This is a genomic window from Jannaschia seosinensis (genome assembly GCF_001408515.1).
GTDB lineage: Bacteria > Pseudomonadota > Alphaproteobacteria > Rhodobacterales > Rhodobacteraceae > Jannaschia > Jannaschia seosinensis.
Genome location: NZ_CYPR01000185.1, coordinates 1 through 16,692 on the forward strand (window position 1 = coordinate 1; position 16,692 = coordinate 16,692).

The window sequence follows — 16,692 nt, forward strand, 5'->3', positions numbered from 1 at the left end:
CAGCGCTACGATTTCGGCGGCGGCCCGCCCGAGATCCGTCTCCGACAGGTCGGTCAGCGTGACGTGGCCGATCACGGTGCCGTCGCGGGCCGCCGTGCGGTAGCGCGGGTCGTAGTGATGTTCGATCAGCGCCTCGGCCAGCGGGACCAGCGCACCCGTCCTCGCCAGGTCGTGCCACGCGGCGATGGTGTCGCCCGGATGATAGGGGCGCAGCGCGTCGATCCGGCGGTGAAGAAGTTCCCCATCCTCCGACAGGTCGGGATAGGCGCTCAGCAGGTGGCGCGCCCGCGCCCCGGCCGGCGCGTCGAGGCGGACCACAGGGGCCGCGCGCATCGCCTTCCACAGGCTGGGCGGGATCAGGACGTCGCCGATGGCGTTGCTCTCGGCCTCGAGAAACAGCGGCCGGTCGGGGTCAAGTTGGGAGAGCGCGGCGGCGAGGCGGGATTCGAACATCTTCTGGGCCGGCTGTCCGCCCGCGCGCCCGCCGAAATTGGAGCCGCGGTGGTTCGCCAGCCCTTCGAGGTCGATCACCTGCGCGCCGGCCGCCTGCATATGGGGAAGGAGCTGTGTCTTGCCGGTGCCGGTGCCGCCGTCGATCAGGATCGGCGTCACGGGCAGGTCCGCATCGTAGAGCACGGTCTTCACCAGCCGCCGATACGCCTTGTAGCCGCCCTCCAGCACGCCGACCCGCCAGCCGATCTGTTCGAGGATCGACGCGAAGGAGCCCGATCTCTGGCCGCCCCGCCAGCAATAGACGAGGGGTCGCCAGCCGCCGTCGCGATCCGCCAGCGGGCCTTCGAGATGGGCGGCGGCATTGCGCGAGACCAGCGCGGCGCCGACCTTGCGGGCGAGGAAACGGTCCTGCCGCACGTAGATCGTGCCGACGCGGGCGCGTTCCGCATCCGACAGGACGGGCAGGTTGATCGCACCGGGCAGATGATCCTCGGCGAATTCGGCGGGGGCGCGCACGTCGATGACCTCGTCGAAGGGCAGGGCGTCGAGGGCGGCGAGATCGGGGACGGAATGGCGCATGGGGCCGCAAGGTGCAGGTCGCGGGGCCGGGGTCAAGGCGTGCGCAGACCCTTTACCCCCGGCGCGTGGTGGCGCTAGGCCTGTCGCGTCAAGAAGGGGATGGAACATGAGCGACCGCACGGCACGTCTGGGCGTGGATATCGGGGGCACGTTCACGGATGTCGTGCTGGAGCATCCGGGGGGGCGGGCCTCGACCAAGGTGCTGACGACCTACGCGGCGCCCGAGGATGCCATCGTCGAAGGCATGCACCGCGTCTGTGCCGAGGCCGGGATCGAGCCGGGCGGGATCGCGCAGATCATCCACGGCACCACGCTGGCGACGAACGCGCTGATCGAGCGGCGGGGGGCGAAGACCGCGCTGATCACGACGAAGGGATTTCGCGACGTCATCGAGATGCGCACCGAGAGCCGGTTCGAGCAATACGATCTGAACCTGACGCTGCCCGAGCCGCTTTTGCCGCGCAACCGCCGCTATGTCGTCGAGGAGCGGATGGATGCGCGCGGCGAGGTTCTGGTGCCGCTGGATCGGGCGGAGGTCGAGACGCTGGCCGACGAACTGGTTGCCGCGGGCTACGAGAGCGTGGCGGTCGGGCTGCTCCATTCCTATGCGGGCGACGCGCATGAGCGGCTGATCGCGGAGGTTCTGGCGGAGCGGATGCCGGGCGTGATGGTGTCGCTGTCCTGCGAGGTGTCGCCGCAGATGCGCGAATACGAGCGGTTCAACACAACCATCGCCAACGCGTATATCAAGCCGCTGATGAAATCCTATCTGGGCCGCCTGAAGGGCCGGCTGGCGGAGGAGGGCGCGGATTGTCCCGTCTTCCTGATGCATTCGGGCGGCGGGATCATGGCGCTGGAGATCGCCGCGGAGTTTCCCGTCCGGCTGGTGGAGAGTGGCCCGGCGGGGGGCGCGATCTTCGCCGCCGACATCGCCGCCCGGCATGGATTGGACCGCGTTCTCAGCTTCGACATGGGCGGCACGACGGCCAAGATCTGCCTGATCCGCGACGCCCGGCCCATGACCGCACGCGTCTTCGAGGTCGCGCGGACCTACCGCTTCAAGAAGGGGTCGGGGATGCCGATCTCGATCCCCGTCATCGACATGGTGGAGATCGGGGCGGGCGGCGGATCGCTGGCCTCGGTCGATGCGATGGGCCGGATCGCCGTGGGGCCGGAAAGCGCCGGATCTGAGCCGGGACCGGCCAGCTATGGCCGGGGCGGAACGCGGCCGGCGGTGACGGATGCCGATCTGGCGCTGGGCCGGCTGGATCCGGCCAATTTCGCCGGCGGGTCCATCGCGCTGTATCCCGACCGGGCGGCGGCGGCGCTGGATGCGGCCGTGGGCGGCCCGCTCGGAATGGACGCGACCGAGGCGGCCTGGGGCGTGGCGGAGGTCGTGGACGAGAACATGGCAAATGCCGCGCGCGTCCATGCGGTCGAGAACGGCGAGGACCTCTCGGGCTATACGATGATCGCGTTCGGCGGTGCGGCGCCCCTGCACGCCGCGCGCCTGTGCGAGAAGCTGGGCATCGGGCGGTGCCTGATCCCGCAGGGCGCGGGCGTGGGCTCCGCCATCGGGTTCCTGCGCGCGCCCTTCAGCTTCGAGGCCAATCGGTCGGTCTTTACCCGCATGTCGGATTTCGACGCGGATGCGGTGGCGGATCTGTTCGCCGAGTTGGAGGAGGAGGCGACGGCCTTCGTGCGCTCCTGCGATGCTGAGGCGTCGGTCGTGGCGGAGCACAAGGTCTACATGCGTTATGCGGGGCAGGGCTGGGAGATCCCGGTGACCCTGTCGCCGCAGCAGGCCGCGCACCCGGAGGCTGCGGCGATCCTGGAGCGGTTCGAGGCGGATTACGCGGCTTTGTTCGGGCGGATCGTCGAGGGGATGGAGGCGGAGATCACCGTCTGGTCGGTCAATGCGCGTACGGAAAGTGCCGCGCCCGAGCCGCTGGGCGAAGCGCCGCCCGAGGGGGAGGCCAGGGTGGCCGAGCGGCGGGAGCTGTTCGACCCGGCCGTGGGTGCGCGTCTGGACGCGGCGGTGATCCGGCGGGCCGATCTCGCTCCGGGCGAGGGCGCGCCGGGGCCTGCGGTGGTGGTGGAGAACGAGACCTCGGTCATCGTGCCCGCAAGCCGCAGCGTTACTGCGCTGCCCGATGGAACGCTCGACGTGAAGGTGAAGGAGAACGCAGATGGCTGAATCGACGCGCGTGGCCCAGCAGGTCATGTGGAACCGCCTGATCTCCATCGTCGAGGAGCAGGCGCAGGCGCTGGTCCGGACGGCCTTCTCGACGAGCGTCCGCGAGGCGGGCGATCTCTCGGCGGGGGTGTATGACGGCGAGGGGCGGATGCTGGCGCAGGCCGTCACCGGCACCCCCGGCCACGTCAATGCCATGGCCGACGCGGTGGGGCATTTCATGCGCCGGATCGGCGTCGCGACCATGGCCGAGGGCGATGTCTATCTCACCAACGATCCGTGGGAGGGGACAGGTCACAAGCACGACATCACCGTCGTCACGCCGGTCTTCGTCTACGGAAAGCTGGTCGGGTTTTTCGCCTGCACCGCGCATGTCACCGATATCGGCGGGCGCGGTTTTGGCGCGGATGCCGACGATGTCCATGAGGAGGGGCTGGCCCTGCCGATCATGCGCCTCATGGATCGTGGCGAGGTGGACGGAACGCTGATGGCGCTGATCCGGGCAAATGTGCGCGAGCCGGATCAGCTGGTCGGCGACATCTTCGCCTTGGCCAGTTGCAACGGCATCGGTCAGCGGCGGCTGACCGAGATGATGGCGGAGTTCGGCCTCGCCGACCTCACCGACATCGCGGCGTTCATCCTGACCAGTTCGCGCGAGGCGACGATTGCGCGGATCGCGGCGTTGCCGCGTGGTTCGGCCGACGGACATATGGCCATCGACGGCTATTCGGTGCCGGTCGACCTGCGCGTGCGCGTCACCATCGAGGCCGACCGCATCGTCACCGACTGGGCGGGGACGAGCGGGCTGGATCCGAAGGGGATCAACGTGCCGCTGGTCTATACCAAGGCCTATGCGTGCTACGCGCTGAAATGCGCGGTCGCGCCGGAGATCCCGAACAATGCCGGCAGCCTGTCACCCTTCGAGATCACCGCGCCCGAGGATTGCATCGTCAACGCACGGCCGCCCGCGCCTGTCGCCCTCCGGCACGTCATCGGGCACATGGTGCCGGACACGGTGTTCGACGCGCTGGACAAGCTGATCCCCGATCTGGTCCCTGCCGAGGGCGCGGGGTGTCTGTGCAACTTCCAGCTGTCGCTGCGGCCCCGGACGGACGCGCCCGCGCCGACGGATGCGGTGCGCGCCGAGGTGCTGACCTTCAACTCGGGCGGGTCGGGGGCGCGGCCCGGGCTTGACGGGATGAACGCGACGGCCTTCCCCTCGGGCGTGATGACCATGCCGGTCGAGGCGACGGAGCAGGTCGGTCCTGTCATCGTCTGGCGCAAGGAGTTGCGCCCCGATTCCGGCGGGGCCGGCCGGCGGCGTGGCGGGCTGGGGCAGTTCATGGAGGTCGGCGCGCGCGAGGGGCACGAATTCGACATCTCGGCCATGCTCGACCGGATCGACCACCCCGCGCGGGGGCGGCGTGGTGGCGCCGACGGGGCCCCGACATCGATCGGGCGCGACGACGGCGTGGCGATGCGCGGCAAGGGCCGGCAGCGCGTGCCGCATGGTCGTGTGGTGCGGATGGCGTTTCCCGGAGGCGGCGGTTACGGCGCCCCGTCCGAGCGGGCGGAGGCGGAGGTGCGGCGCGACCTGATGCTGGGCTACATCTCGGCGGAGACGGCGCGCGACGTGCATGGCTGGGACGAGGCGGCCATCGCGGCCGCGCTGGAGGCGGCCGCGCGGGGCGAGGAGACCTAGACCCCGAGGCGGTCGCGCAGCCCGTACCACCACGAGCCCATGGCCGAGTAGGGCACCCGCAACGCCCGGCCGCCGGGAAACGGCAGCCAGGGCAGACCGGCGAAGACGTCGAACCGCTCGGTGTCGCCGGTGATCGCCTCGGCGAGGATGCGGCCGAACAGGTGCGAGCCGGTCACGCCGTGGCCCGAGTAGCCATGCGCGAAATAGGTGGAGCGGCCGAGCCGCCCCATCTGCGGCACGCGGCTGAACGACAGGGCGAAATTGCCGCTCCAGGCATGTTCGACGCGCTTGCCCGCGAGTTCGGGGAAGACCTTGATCATGTTGCGGCGGAGCTTGCCCTCGATGTCGCGCGGATCGGTGCCGCCATAGACGGTGCCGCCGCCGAACAGCAGCCGCTTGTCCGCGGACAGGCGATAGTAGTCGAGGATGTAGCGCACGTCCTCGATGCATTCGTCGGTGGGCAGAAGCCGGTCGGCCAGATCGCCCAGCGGTTCGGTGGCCATCATCTGCGTCGAAACGGGCATCACCCGCGAGACGAGCGCGGGGATCACGTGCCCGAGATAGGCGTTGCCCGCGAGGACGAGCGTGTCGCAGGTGACGCTGCCGTCTTCGGTGCGCACGACGGGGCGGGCGGCCTCGGTGTCGGCGAAGGTCACCGCGCTCATCTCGTGGATCGTGCCGCCGACGCTCTCCAGAGCGGCAGCCTCGCCGAGCGCGAGGTTCAGCGGGTGCATGTGCCCGCCGGTCGCGTCGCGCATGCCGCCGACATAGAGATCGGATGTCACGTGGCCGCGCATGGCGTCGCGGTCGAGCATTTCCTGCCCCTCGATCCCATGACCGCGCCAGAGGGCGTGCCGGGCCTCAAGCTCGCGCATGTGGGCGGGGGTCAGCGCGGCGAAGACGTTGCCGTCCTTAAGGTCGCAGTCGATGCCGTATTTCGCCACCCGTTCGCGGATGATCGCGCCGCCCTCGGTCACGAGCCCTGCGACGAAGCTTGCGGTGTCGGCGCCGTAGCGGCGTTCGATCGTCTGAAGCGAGGCGTTCAGGCCGTTGACGATCTGGCCGCCATTGCGCCCCGACGCGCCCCAGCCGATCCGGGCCCCTTCGAGAAGGACGACCCGGCGGCCGCGTTCGGCGAGGTGGAGCGCGGTCGACAGGCCCGAATAGCCGCCGCCGACGACGCAGACATCCGCCTCGACATCACCATGCAGGGCCGGCCGCTCGGGCGCGGGATTGGCGGTGGCGGCGTAGTAGCTGCCGACATGGGCGCCGTCGCCCGCGTAATGCCGCGCCATCACACCACCTCCAGATAGGTTTGGAACTCGAATTCGCTGACATGGCGGTTGAACTGCTTCTGCTCCTGCCGCTTGCAGTCGAGAAGCATCCGCCGAAGCCTGCGGGAGTAGATCGCGGGGATGTTGTCGCCCTCGGCGAAGGCCTTGATCGCGGTGGCCCAGTCGAGCGGCAGGTGCGGCAGGTCCTTGCTGTAGGCGTCGCCGGTGATCGGCGCGGCCGGGGTCAGGTCCCGTTCGATCCCCATGAGGGCGCCGCCGAGGATGCTGGCCAGGACGAGGTAGGGATTGGCATCCGCGCCGGCGATGCGGTGCTCGATCCGCCGGCCGGGTGCGGCGCCGCCGGGAATGCGGATCGCGGCGGTCCGGTTCTCGTAGCCCCAGGCGACGGAGGAGGGCGCATGCGTGCCGGGAAGCAGGCGACGGAAGCTGTTTTCATGCGGCGCGAAGGTCAGCGCGCATTCCTGCGCGGTCGCCAGAAGCCCCGCCACGGCGGCGCGCATCATGTCGGACCCGTCGGGGCCGCCATCATCGAAGACGTTCTTGCCCGCCTCGTCCACCACCGAGAAATGGACGTGAAAGCCGCTGCCCGAGCGGTCGCCGTAGGGTTTGGCCATGAAGGTCGCGGCCATGCCGTGCTTGCGCGCGATGCCCCGGACGAGACGCTTGAACAGGACTGCGTCATCGGCGGCCCGCAGCGGGTCGGGCAGGTGGCGCATGTTCACCTCGAACTGGCCCGCGCCGTTCTCGGAGATTGCGGAATCGGCGGGGATCCCCTGAAGCGCGCAGGCATCGTAGATTTCGTCGAGGAACCGCTCGAAATGCTCCAGATCGTCGAGGCTGAGCGCGCCGTCATAGCTGGAGCGTAGGCCCGTCACCGGCGAGACCGGCGGCTGGGGCACGCGCCCGGACGGGTCGATAAGATAGAATTCCAGCTCGGTCGCGACGACGGGGGTGAGGCCGCGCGCCTTCCAGCGGCTCACCACCTCGTCAAGGGTGCGGCGCGGATCGCCGAGGAACGGCGCGCCTGACTCTTCCCGCATCCACATCGGGATCAGCGATGTGGGCCGGTTCGTCCAGCTCAGGGGAAGGGGGCCGCGGCCCGTCGCCTCGCAGGTGCCGTCGGCATCGCCCGTCTCGAACAGGAGCGCGGAACCCTCGACGTCCTCGCCCCAGATGTCGGGGCCGCAGATCGACAGAGGCATCCGCATCCCGCCGCCGGCGATCTTGTCGATCTCGCCCACGGGCAGGCGCTTGCCGCGCATCACGCCGTTGAGGTCGCAGATACATGCAAACAGGGTCTCGGGGGGCGTCGTCGCCTCGTTCGCCTGGGCGGGCTCGGTCTGGTCGGTCATTCGGGGTCGTCTCCGGGGGGATGGCGCTTCGATGGCAGGCGGCTGGCGGGGCGTCAATCGCGGCGTCTTGCGGCCGGACGCGGGCTGCATCATCCAATGCCTGCGCCCCGCAATGGAGAATGGGACATGGACGGCAGCAACGACCGGCTCGACGCGTTTTGGATGCCTTTCACGGCGGGGCGGCAATTCCGCGCCGCGCCGCGGATGCTCACCGGCGCGAAGGGCGTACATTACACCACCGAGGACGGACGCGAAATCCTCGACGGGACCGGCGGCCTTTGGTGTTGCAACGCGGGTCACGGCCACAGGGAGGTCGCGGATGCGGTGCATGAGCAGCTTCTGCGGCTCGACTACGCGCCGGCCTTCCAGATGGGTCACCCGATCGCCTTCGACTTTGCGCGCCGGATCGCCGGCATGGCGCCCGAGGGGCTGGACCACGTGTTCTTCTCCGGCTCCGGGTCGGAGGCAGTGGAGACGGCGCTCAAGGTCGCGCTGGCCTATCACAAGGCGCGTGGCGAGGGGACGCGGACGCGCTTCATCGGGCGGGAACGGGCGTATCACGGCGTCGGCTTCGGCGGCATCGCTGTCGGCGGGATTGTCAACAACCGCCGGCATTTCGCGCAGATCGTCGGCGGGGTGGACCACCTGCCGCACACCCACGCGCCGGAGCATAACGCGTTCTCGCGCGGGCAGCCCGCTTGGGGCGCGCATCTGGCCGAGGATCTGGAGCGGCTGGTGGCCCTGCACGGGGCGGAAACCATCGCCGCGGTGATCGTGGAGCCGGTGGCGGGCGCGACCGGCGTATTGCCGCCGCCGGTCGGGTACCTGGAGCGGCTGCGCGAGATCTGCACCGCGCATGGGATCCTGCTGATCTTCGACGAGGTGGTGACTGGGTTCGGCCGCCTCGGCACACCTTTCGCCGCCGATTACTTCGGCGTGACACCCGACATGATGACACTGGCCAAGGGGATCACCTCGGGGACCGTGCCGATGGGGGCCACGATCGTGTCCGGGGAGATCCGCCGCGCGTTCGAGCAGGGGCCCGAGCACGTGATCGAATTCTTCCACGGCTATACCTATTCTGGGCATCCGGCCGCCTGCGCCGCGGGAATGGCTATCATGGACATCTATGCGCGCGACGACGTCTTCGCCCGTGCCGCCGCGCTGGCCCCCCATTGGCAGGCGGCGATACATGGGCTGCGGGACGCGCCGCATGTCCGCGACATCCGCAATCTCGGCCTGCTGGGGGCGGTGGAACTGGAGCCGCGCGCAACCGGGCCGGGCACGCGCGGCTACGATGTGTTCGTGGACGCGTTCCATCGCGGGGGCCTGATCCGCGCGGCGGGGGACGTGATGGTCCTGTCGCCGCCGCTGACCATATCGGCGGCGCAGGTGGACGAGTTGTTCGCGATCCTGCGCGCGTCGCTGGAAGCGGTCGCCTAGGTCGCGCGCATCACGCGGACGGGGGAGGGGCCGGAGGCGGGCCAGAGCGCGTCCCCACCCGCGGGCAGCGTCGTCCCGCGGGTCGAGATGTGCAGGACGAACGGCCCGCGTGCCGCGCGAAGCTCTCCCTCGGGCGCATCAAGGGCGCGCCACTCAGTCGTGAAGGCGTCGGGGTTATCGCGGCGCAGTTGCAGGAGCGTGCGGGTCAGGTCGAACTTCGTGCGATCGAAAGGGGAGCGCACCTCCGCCCCTTCGTTCAGCTTTGCCAGCGCATCCCAATCCACGGCTGCCCGGTTGTCCGGGTCGGTCAGGCGGAAACTGCCGATCTCGGTCCCCTGATAGATGTCGGGAATGCCCGGCACGAAGAACTTGAGCGCGCATTGCGCCAGCGCGAGGTTTTCGGCCCGCGTGGCAAGGCCCGACAGGTCATCGGCGGGGGCGAAGCGGTCGGCGACGCTGCGGGCCGCGTCGAGGACCGGGCCTTCGAACTCCTCGACCACATCGGTCCAGAACGTGTCCCGCTTGGCCTCGCGCATGGCCTTTTCCAGATGTGCGGGCAGCCGCTCCGCCAGATCGCCGTCGGGTGCGGCGGCGAAGGCCGATTGTGCCAGATACCAACGCCACGGCTGCGGCAGGTCGGGCACGCGGGACAGAAGCGCCTCGGCGGCGTCGGGATCGTGCGAGATGGCGGCGATCCGCATGCGCGCATCCTCCGACCGCTTGGTGTCGTGGCTGGAGGTCAGGGTCAGCGCGTTCGGCATCAGGGCCGCGCGGCGCTCCATCCAGGTGTGGAAGGCGTCGGCATCCATCGCAGGTTCGTCCGGCTCCGCGCCCACCTCGTTGGCCGACAGAAGCGGCGTCCAGCGGTAGAAGGCGGTGTCTTCCTGCGCCTTGGCAATGGCCGCGCCGGTCAATTGTTGCAGACGCAGGCGCAGTTCGGAATTGGCCCTATCCGTCAGAAGGTCCGTCAGGTCGCCGAGCGCGGCGGCGGCGGGCCTGTCCCTTGCCGCGCGTGCGGCGGTGTCGCGGATCAGTTCGGCATCCGCCTCGGGCACGGCATCGGCCGTGGCATAGGTGCGGTAGCGCGGAAAGGCGCGGACATAGGCGAGAATCGCCTGTCGCCATGACGCCCGCCCCCATTCGAGATGCGCCCCCGCCCGGACGGCGAGGTTGGTCAGGCGCTCTACCTCGGCCTGAAGTTCGGTCGTCACGATCTGCGTCTTGGCGTCGTCGCGGACGTCGTGGAAGGCGGGCCAGCCTTCGGCCATGCGCGCGGCGCCGTCCCCATCGGTCAGCACGCGGGCGATCGAGCGGGCCGCGACGTAGCCGGTCGTGCCCTCGACCGGCCAATCGGGCAGGGGCTCGTCGCCGGTCAGGATCTTTTCGACCCAGATCGGCGTGCCGGGCAGGCGGTCGCGCAGACGGCCGAGATACTCGTCCGGGTCGGCCAGACCGTCCACATGATCCACGCGCAACCCGTCGGCCACACCGCTTTCGATCAGGTCGAAGGTCAGGCGGTGGACGTCCTCGAACACGTTCGGGTCCTCGATGCGCAAGCCGATCAGGCCGGTTACGGTGAAGAACCTGCGGTGGTCGATGGCGGCGGACTCGGTGCGCCAATGGGTCAGGCGCCACGGCTGCGCATTGTGGATCGCGGTGAGGTCGCCCTCGGGCTGCGTCGCCAGCGGGATGCGCAGCCCGGGGGCGACCATCTCGTCGCCCTCAACCTCGATGTCACCCGCCGCGGCAAGCTCCGCGAAAGGGGCGCCGAGCCAGGGCAGGCGCAGGCGGCCATTGGACCAGTTGATATCGAAATGATCGGCGAAGCGGCTGTCGCGGCCGTGGCGGAGCACGTCCGAGAGCCACGGATTGTGGACGGTGAACGCCATGTGGTTCGGCACGATGTCGAGGATCAGGCCCAGCCCCGCCTCGTGCAGCCGATCCGCCAGTGCCTCCAGCCCCGCACGGCCGCCGAGATCCGGTTCAACCTCGTTCGGATCGGTCACGTCGTAGCCGTGGGTCGAGCCGGGCGCGGCGGTGAAGACCGGCGCGAGGTAGAGATGCGAGACGCCGAGGTCGCGCCAATAGGGCACGAGGTCGGCGGCGCGGGCGAAATCCATCCCCTCGCGCAGTTGCAGGCGGTAGGTGGCGGTCGGCAGCTTCATTCAGGCCTCGGACGTGCGTCGGACATGATCCGGGTGGTGCGGGAAAAGGTGGGATGGGTGGCGATGTCTTCGAGTCGCGTGGGCGAGCGGGGGCGCCAGTTCGGGTAGGCGTCCGTCACGCCGGGCAGGTTGGTCGGCCGGGCCGGCCCCACCAGATCGGCCAGCCGCACACCGGCAAGAAGCGACGGCGTCGCGGCGATGAAGCGATGCGCGGCGTCGAGAAGCGTGTCGGGATCGGGATCCGTCGTGGTCACTCCGAGCGCGCGGGCCAGATGCTTGCGCTCCCACTCGCGATGTTTGCGATGCTCCTTGCTGGCCTTGGGCGAGACGAGGCCGTGCTCCTCGCGCAGATCGATATCGATGCCCTCCCACCACCCGGCAAGCGGGGGCAGATCGTGCGTCGACAGGCAGGCCAGCGCCATCTCCGGATAGGTGTCGGCGGTGGCGAAACCGTCTTCGGATTGCTCGAAATAGACGATGCGGTAGGACAGCACGCGCGCCTTTTCCATCGCATCGCGGAAGCCCTCGGGGACGAAGCCGAGATCCTCCCCGATGACCACGGCCTCCTCCTTTTGCGACGCGTTGGCGAGAACGCGGAGCATGTCGGGCAGGGGATAGCGCAGATGCGTGCCATGCGCGGCGGGTTCTCCTTCGGGGATGAGGAAGAGCTGCCAGAGGGCCATGGCGTGGTCGATCCGCAACGCGCCGGCATCGCGGAGCTGCGCTGCAATCATGTCGCGGAACGGGGCGAAGTCCGTTTCCCGAAGGGCGGCGGGCGAGGGCACGGCAAGCTGCCAGTTCTGCCCCTCCTCGCTGAAGACGTCGGGCGGTGCGCCGACGGTCAGACCGGGAAGAGCAGCGGCGGCGCCGGACCACGTCGCCGACCCGTCGAGGGCCTCGCCCACGGCGAGATCGAGATAGAGCCCGATCCGCATGCCCGCATCCTTGGCCGCCATCTGCGCTTCGTGAAGTTGCCGCCGCGCAGTCCATTGCAACCACAGGTGGAAGCGGATCTCGGCCGCATTTTCCTCGGCGAAGGCGGCGACTTCCGGCGTGGCGGGATCGCGGAACGCTTCGGGCCAGTCGTGCCAGCCGCCGCCATGGGCGTGGCTCAGGGCCTCGAACAGGGCATGCAGCCGTAGCGCCTCGCCACCCTCGGTGACGAAGGCGTCGAAGGCCGGGTCGTCGCCGAACCCGTCGAAGGCGTGGCGCAGGGCGGTGAGCTTTGCCCGAGCCACGTCGGAATAATCGACCGTGTCGCCATCCGCCATTGCCGGCCGCGCGCAGCCAAGGGCATCGGGCGCGATGTAGAGCGGGTTCAGGAACCGCCTGCTCGACGGGGAGAAGGGGGAGGCATGTTCGGGAATCGCGGTGAACAGCGCGTGCACCGGATTGATCCCGAGGAAATCCGCGCCCGCCGCGCCGCAGATGCGCGCAAGTTCGGCCAGATCGGCGAAATCGCCGATGCCCCAGGAGCGATCCGACCGGATCTCGTAGAGTTGGCAGAAGATGCCCCAGCCGGGCGCGTCCCGCAGGGACGGCGGCAGGTAGCACCGCGCCTCCTTCGGTACGTTCATGCGTTTGGGCGCGGCCGGGCCGGTCGGCGGGCCGTCCGGGTCCTGGCCCAGCCCGTCGAGGATCAGGCGCAGGGTTTCCTGCGGAACCTCTCGCCCGTCATATTCCAGCGTCAATCCGTGATGGCGGGCAAGGCGTTTCATGAGATCCAGAATGCAGTCGAGGCCGGAACGCCGGGAGCGTCGCCGGTCAGGTGGATGAGGTCACCGTCGGCCGGCGGCAGATCGGCCTTTGCGTCCGACAGGTTCGTACGCACCGAAAGCCGGCCGCCGCCCAACTGCCAGTCGACGGCGAAACACAAGGCAGGGGCCTTGAGCATGGTGCCGCAATCGGAGCCCGTGCCGGGGATCATCGGAACGATCCGCTCCCGACGAAGGATCAGCAATTCGCGGTGGCGGGCCAGCGCGGCCTGACCGGCTTCGCTCTCGGCCTTGGACCAGTCGATGCGGCTGCGCTCGAAGGTTTTGGGGTCGACGGGATCGGGCACGTCGCTGGCCGAAAAGCTCTTGAAATGTTCGAACTCGCGGCGGCGGCCTTGGGTCACGGCCTTTCCCAACTCGCCCTCGAACCCGGCGAAGAACAGGAACGGGTTCGTCTCATCCCATTCGTCGCCCATGAAGATCATCGGGACATGCGGCGAAAGAAGCAGGAGAGCCTGCATCGCCCGCAGGCGGTCGTGATCGGCCAGCACGGTCAGACGTTCGCCCATGGCGCGGTTGCCGATCTGGTCGTGGTTCTGGAGGAAGTCGATGAAGACGTCCGGCGGCAGATGCCCGGAGGGAGAGCCTTTGCCGCCCGCCCCGCGCGTCGAAAACCCCTCGGCCATCGAACGGACCAGAAGGCTGGTCGGATCGTCGGCATAGGCGTCGTAATAGCCCTCCGTCTCGCCGGTCAGAAGGACATGCGCGGCATTGTGCCAGTCGTCGTTCCACTCGGCGGTCATCAACGGCACGCGGTCGCCGTCGCGGGCGTGCAGATGCGTCACGTTGCGGTTGTCCTCGGTGGTCAGGTGCACGGGCCGGTCCACGGTCGCGCGCACCTCGCGGGCGAGGTCGATCAGGATCTCCGTGTCGGAATGCGGATCGCGGACGTGGTCGATCGCGTCGAGCCGGAGCCCGTCGAGGTTGAAGTCGCGGATCCAGTAGAGCGCGTTCTCGATGAAGAAGCGGCGGACCGGCTCGGCGGCATAAGCGATGCCCGCGCCCCAAGGCGTCTGCCGCTCCGGATCGAAGAAGCGGGACGCGTACATGTGCAGGTAATTTCCGTCCGGGCCGAAGTGGTTGTAGACGACATCCATCAGCACCATCAGCCCGTGCGCATGCGCCGCGTCGATCAACTCGCGCAACTCCTCCGGGGTGCCGTAGGCGGGATGCGGCGCGTAAGGCAGAACGCCATCATACCCCCAGCCCCGATCGCCGCCGAAATGCGCCACGGGCAGGATTTCCAGCACCGTTACGCCCAGATCGGCGAGATGCGGCAGCTTTTCGATCGCGGCGCGGTAGGTGCCTTCGGGCGTGAAGGTGCCGATATGGCACTCGTAGATCACCGCCTCGTGCCAGCCCCGGTCGGGCCGGTCGTGGCGCCAGTCGTGGGCGGAGGATGCGACGACGCTGGTGCCGTGCACCGTCTCGGCCTGAAGCCGCGAGGCGGGATCGGGAACCCGGTGATTGTCGGGCAGGCGGAACGCGTATTCCGTGCCCACCGGCGCGTCGGCGGTGAGTTCGAACCAGCCGTCGCCGACGGTCTTCATGTCGTGCTCCCCGTCGGGAAGGCAAAGCCCGACCTCCGGCACGTCGGGGGCCCAGAGGCGGAAGCGGGTTCCGGTGTCAGACGGGATCGCTCCCCAAGTCGGAAGGTCGGTCATGGCAGAGCCTCCAGAAGAATGAGGGCGCGGGCGTCGATTTCGATCTGGTCCTCGACGGGTTCGCCAAAGCCGTCGGGCGTGGCGGCGCCCTCCGTCGTGGAGACCAGATGGCGCCAGCGGCCTTTGGGCAACTCGACTTCGCGCGGCTCGGCGCCCGCGTTCATGGCGAGGAACAGTGTCGCGTCGTCGCGCCCGTGATAGCTGATGGCGAGGGCCCGCCGCTCCGGGTCTTCCCAGGCCTCCGGCTCTATCCCGCCGCCGCGCAGGCGGTGCCACGTCACGTGCCGGTTCTCGGGATTGTCCGCCGATGCATGCAGGAAGCGATGCGCCGTCAGGATCGGCCTCGAATTCCGCACGGCGATCAGGCCGCGCACGAAATCGACGAACGGGTCGTCGGCCTGATCCCAATCGAACCAGTTCATCTCGCCGGGCTGGCAATAGGCGTTGTTGTTGCCGTCCTGGCTTCGCCCGTTCTCGTCGCCCATCAGGATCATCGGCGTGCCTTGGCTCAGCATGAGCGTGGCCATCATGTTGCGCCGCTGCCGGTCGCGCAGCGCGTTGATCTCGGGGTCGTCGGTCGGCCCCTCGACGCCGTGGTTCCAAGACAGGTTGTGCGAATGGCCGTCCTTGTTGTCCTCGCCATTCGCCTCGTTGTGCTTTTCGTTGTAGGAGACGAGGTCGGCCAGTGTGAAGCCGTCATGCGCGGTGATGAAATTCACCGACGTCCAAGGCCGCCGCCCGTCATGCTCGAACTTCGAGGCCGAGCCGAGCAGCCTGTCGGCCATTTCGGGCGTCTGACCCGCATCGCCTTTCCAGAAGGAGCGGACGGTGTCGCGGTAGGTGTCGTTCCACTCCGCCCAGCCGGGGGGAAAATTGCCGACCTGATAGCCGTCATTGCCGGTATCCCACGGCTCGGCGATCAGCTTGACCTGACCCAGAACCGGATCCTGCCGCACGGCGGTGAGGAACGGATTGGCCGGGTCGAAGTAGTCGCGCCGCCGGCCCAGCGTCGTCGTCAGGTCGAAGCGGAAGCCGTCCACATGGCAATCCTCGACCCAGTAACGCAGCGAGTCCATCACCATCTGCATCACGCGGCTGTTCTCAAGATTGAGCGTGTTGCCGGTTCCGGTCGTGTCGAAGCAGTAGCGCGGGTCGTCGCCCAGCAGGTAATAGGAAGCGTTGTCGATCCCGCGGAACGACAGGGTCGGGCCAAGCTGGTTGCCTTCGGCGGTGTGGTTGTAGACCACGTCCAGGATCACCTCGATGCCCGCATCGTGCAGGCGGCGGACCATCACCCGGAACTCGTCGAGGGCGCCGGGCTGCACGAGATAGCGGTTCGCGGGCGCGAAGAACCCGGTCGTGTTGTAGCCCCACCAGTTCACGAGGTCCTTCTCCAGAAGGTATCTGTCGTCGTGGAAGGAATGGATCGGCAGCAGCTCGATCGCGGTGACACCGAGGCGCTTGAGATGCGCGATCGTGCCCGGCTCGGCCAAGCCCTCGAAGGTGCCGCGCATGGGCTCCTCGACATGTGGCGCGCGCATCGTCATCCCGCCCACATGGGCCTCGTAGATGATGGTCCGGCTCCAGGGTGTGCGGGGGTGGGCATCGTCGCCCCACGTGGCGGCGTCGGGCGTGACGACGCATTTGGGCATCATCCGCGCGCTGTCGCGACGGTCGAAGCTCAAATCCTCCTTCCGGTGTCCGATCCGGTAGCCGAACAGCGCGTCGTGCCAGCGCAATTCGCCCTTGTGGCCCCGGGCGTAGGGGTCGAGCAGCAGCTTGTTGGGATTGAACCGATGCCCCGCTTCGGGGGCATAGGGGCCGTGAACCCGGTAGCCGTAGAGCTGGCCGGGCCGCACTTCGGGCAGGTAGCCATGCCAGATCTGGTGCGTGTTCTCGGGCAGGGGGATGCGCGCGATCTCGCGCGTTCCCGCGTTGTTGAACAGGCACAATTCGACCTTTGTCGCATTGGCGGAAAACAGGGCGAAATTCGTTCCCGCCCCATCCCAAGTCGCGCCACGGCGCGACCCGATGCCGGGTTCGACTCGATACTCGGATGACATCGAAATT

The 16,692-nt window shown here is 68.8% G+C and carries 10 protein-coding genes; 3 read left to right on the forward strand and 7 right to left on the reverse strand.

Going from position 1 to position 16,692, the window contains the following annotated elements:
- The coding region (gene mnmH / locus JSE7799_RS13705) for a tRNA 2-selenouridine(34) synthase MnmH (RefSeq protein ID WP_055664114.1) at positions 1-1,032 on the reverse strand (1,032 nt) is incomplete at its 3' end.
- Between the two features lie 106 nt (positions 1,033-1,138).
- On the opposite strand from mnmH, the gene JSE7799_RS13710 reads away from it, so the two are divergent.
- Together JSE7799_RS13710 and JSE7799_RS13715 are read left to right on the forward strand one after the other, a co-directional pair.
- On the forward strand, positions 1,139-3,229 hold the full coding sequence (locus JSE7799_RS13710; protein ID WP_055664115.1) for a hydantoinase/oxoprolinase family protein: 2,091 nt from the start codon (positions 1,139-1,141) through the stop codon (positions 3,227-3,229).
- Positions 3,222-4,928, forward strand: a complete 1,707-nt coding sequence (locus JSE7799_RS13715; RefSeq protein WP_055664116.1) for a hydantoinase B/oxoprolinase family protein — start codon at positions 3,222-3,224, stop codon at positions 4,926-4,928. Before JSE7799_RS13710 ends, JSE7799_RS13715 begins: the two co-directional genes overlap by 8 nt.
- Here JSE7799_RS13715 and JSE7799_RS13720 read toward each other — a convergent pair.
- Both JSE7799_RS13720 and JSE7799_RS13725 read right to left on the reverse strand, forming a co-directional pair.
- Positions 4,925-6,223, reverse strand: coding sequence for an NAD(P)/FAD-dependent oxidoreductase (locus tag JSE7799_RS13720; RefSeq protein ID WP_055664117.1), 1,299 nt, complete (start codon positions 6,221-6,223; stop codon positions 4,925-4,927). The two genes, JSE7799_RS13715 and JSE7799_RS13720, sit on opposite strands and share 4 nt — an antisense overlap.
- The gene (locus JSE7799_RS13725; RefSeq protein WP_055664118.1) at positions 6,223-7,575 is read right to left on the reverse strand and encodes a glutamine synthetase family protein; all 1,353 of its coding nucleotides are present in this window, start codon (positions 7,573-7,575) and stop codon (positions 6,223-6,225) included. The genes JSE7799_RS13720 and JSE7799_RS13725 overlap by 1 nt, the downstream gene beginning before the upstream one ends.
- A gap of 126 nt (positions 7,576-7,701) precedes the next feature.
- Between JSE7799_RS13725 and aptA the strand changes: the two genes are divergently transcribed.
- Positions 7,702-9,018: an omega-aminotransferase AptA gene (gene aptA, locus JSE7799_RS13730; RefSeq protein ID WP_055664119.1), complete on the forward strand. Its 1,317-nt coding sequence runs from the start codon at positions 7,702-7,704 to the stop codon at positions 9,016-9,018.
- Here the strand turns inward: aptA and treY are convergent.
- From treY to glgX, 4 genes are read right to left on the reverse strand one after another with little or no spacing between them, the layout of a single operon-like run.
- Positions 9,015-11,183 carry a malto-oligosyltrehalose synthase gene (gene treY, locus JSE7799_RS13735; RefSeq protein ID WP_055664120.1) on the reverse strand — a complete coding sequence of 723 codons (2,169 nt, stop codon included), beginning with the start codon at positions 11,181-11,183 and terminating at the stop codon, positions 9,015-9,017. The two genes, aptA and treY, sit on opposite strands and share 4 nt — an antisense overlap.
- Positions 11,180-12,901 carry a 4-alpha-glucanotransferase gene (malQ, locus tag JSE7799_RS13740; protein WP_144431716.1) on the reverse strand — a complete coding sequence of 574 codons (1,722 nt, stop codon included), beginning with the start codon at positions 12,899-12,901 and terminating at the stop codon, positions 11,180-11,182. Before malQ ends, treY begins: the two co-directional genes overlap by 4 nt.
- Positions 12,898-14,622 carry a malto-oligosyltrehalose trehalohydrolase gene (gene treZ / locus JSE7799_RS13745; protein ID WP_055664122.1) on the reverse strand — a complete coding sequence of 575 codons (1,725 nt, stop codon included), beginning with the start codon at positions 14,620-14,622 and terminating at the stop codon, positions 12,898-12,900. Before treZ ends, malQ begins: the two co-directional genes overlap by 4 nt.
- Positions 14,619-16,685, reverse strand: a complete 2,067-nt coding sequence (gene glgX / locus JSE7799_RS13750; RefSeq protein ID WP_055664123.1) for a glycogen debranching protein GlgX — start codon at positions 16,683-16,685, stop codon at positions 14,619-14,621. Before glgX ends, treZ begins: the two co-directional genes overlap by 4 nt.
- Positions 16,686-16,692: the final 7 nt, after the last annotated feature.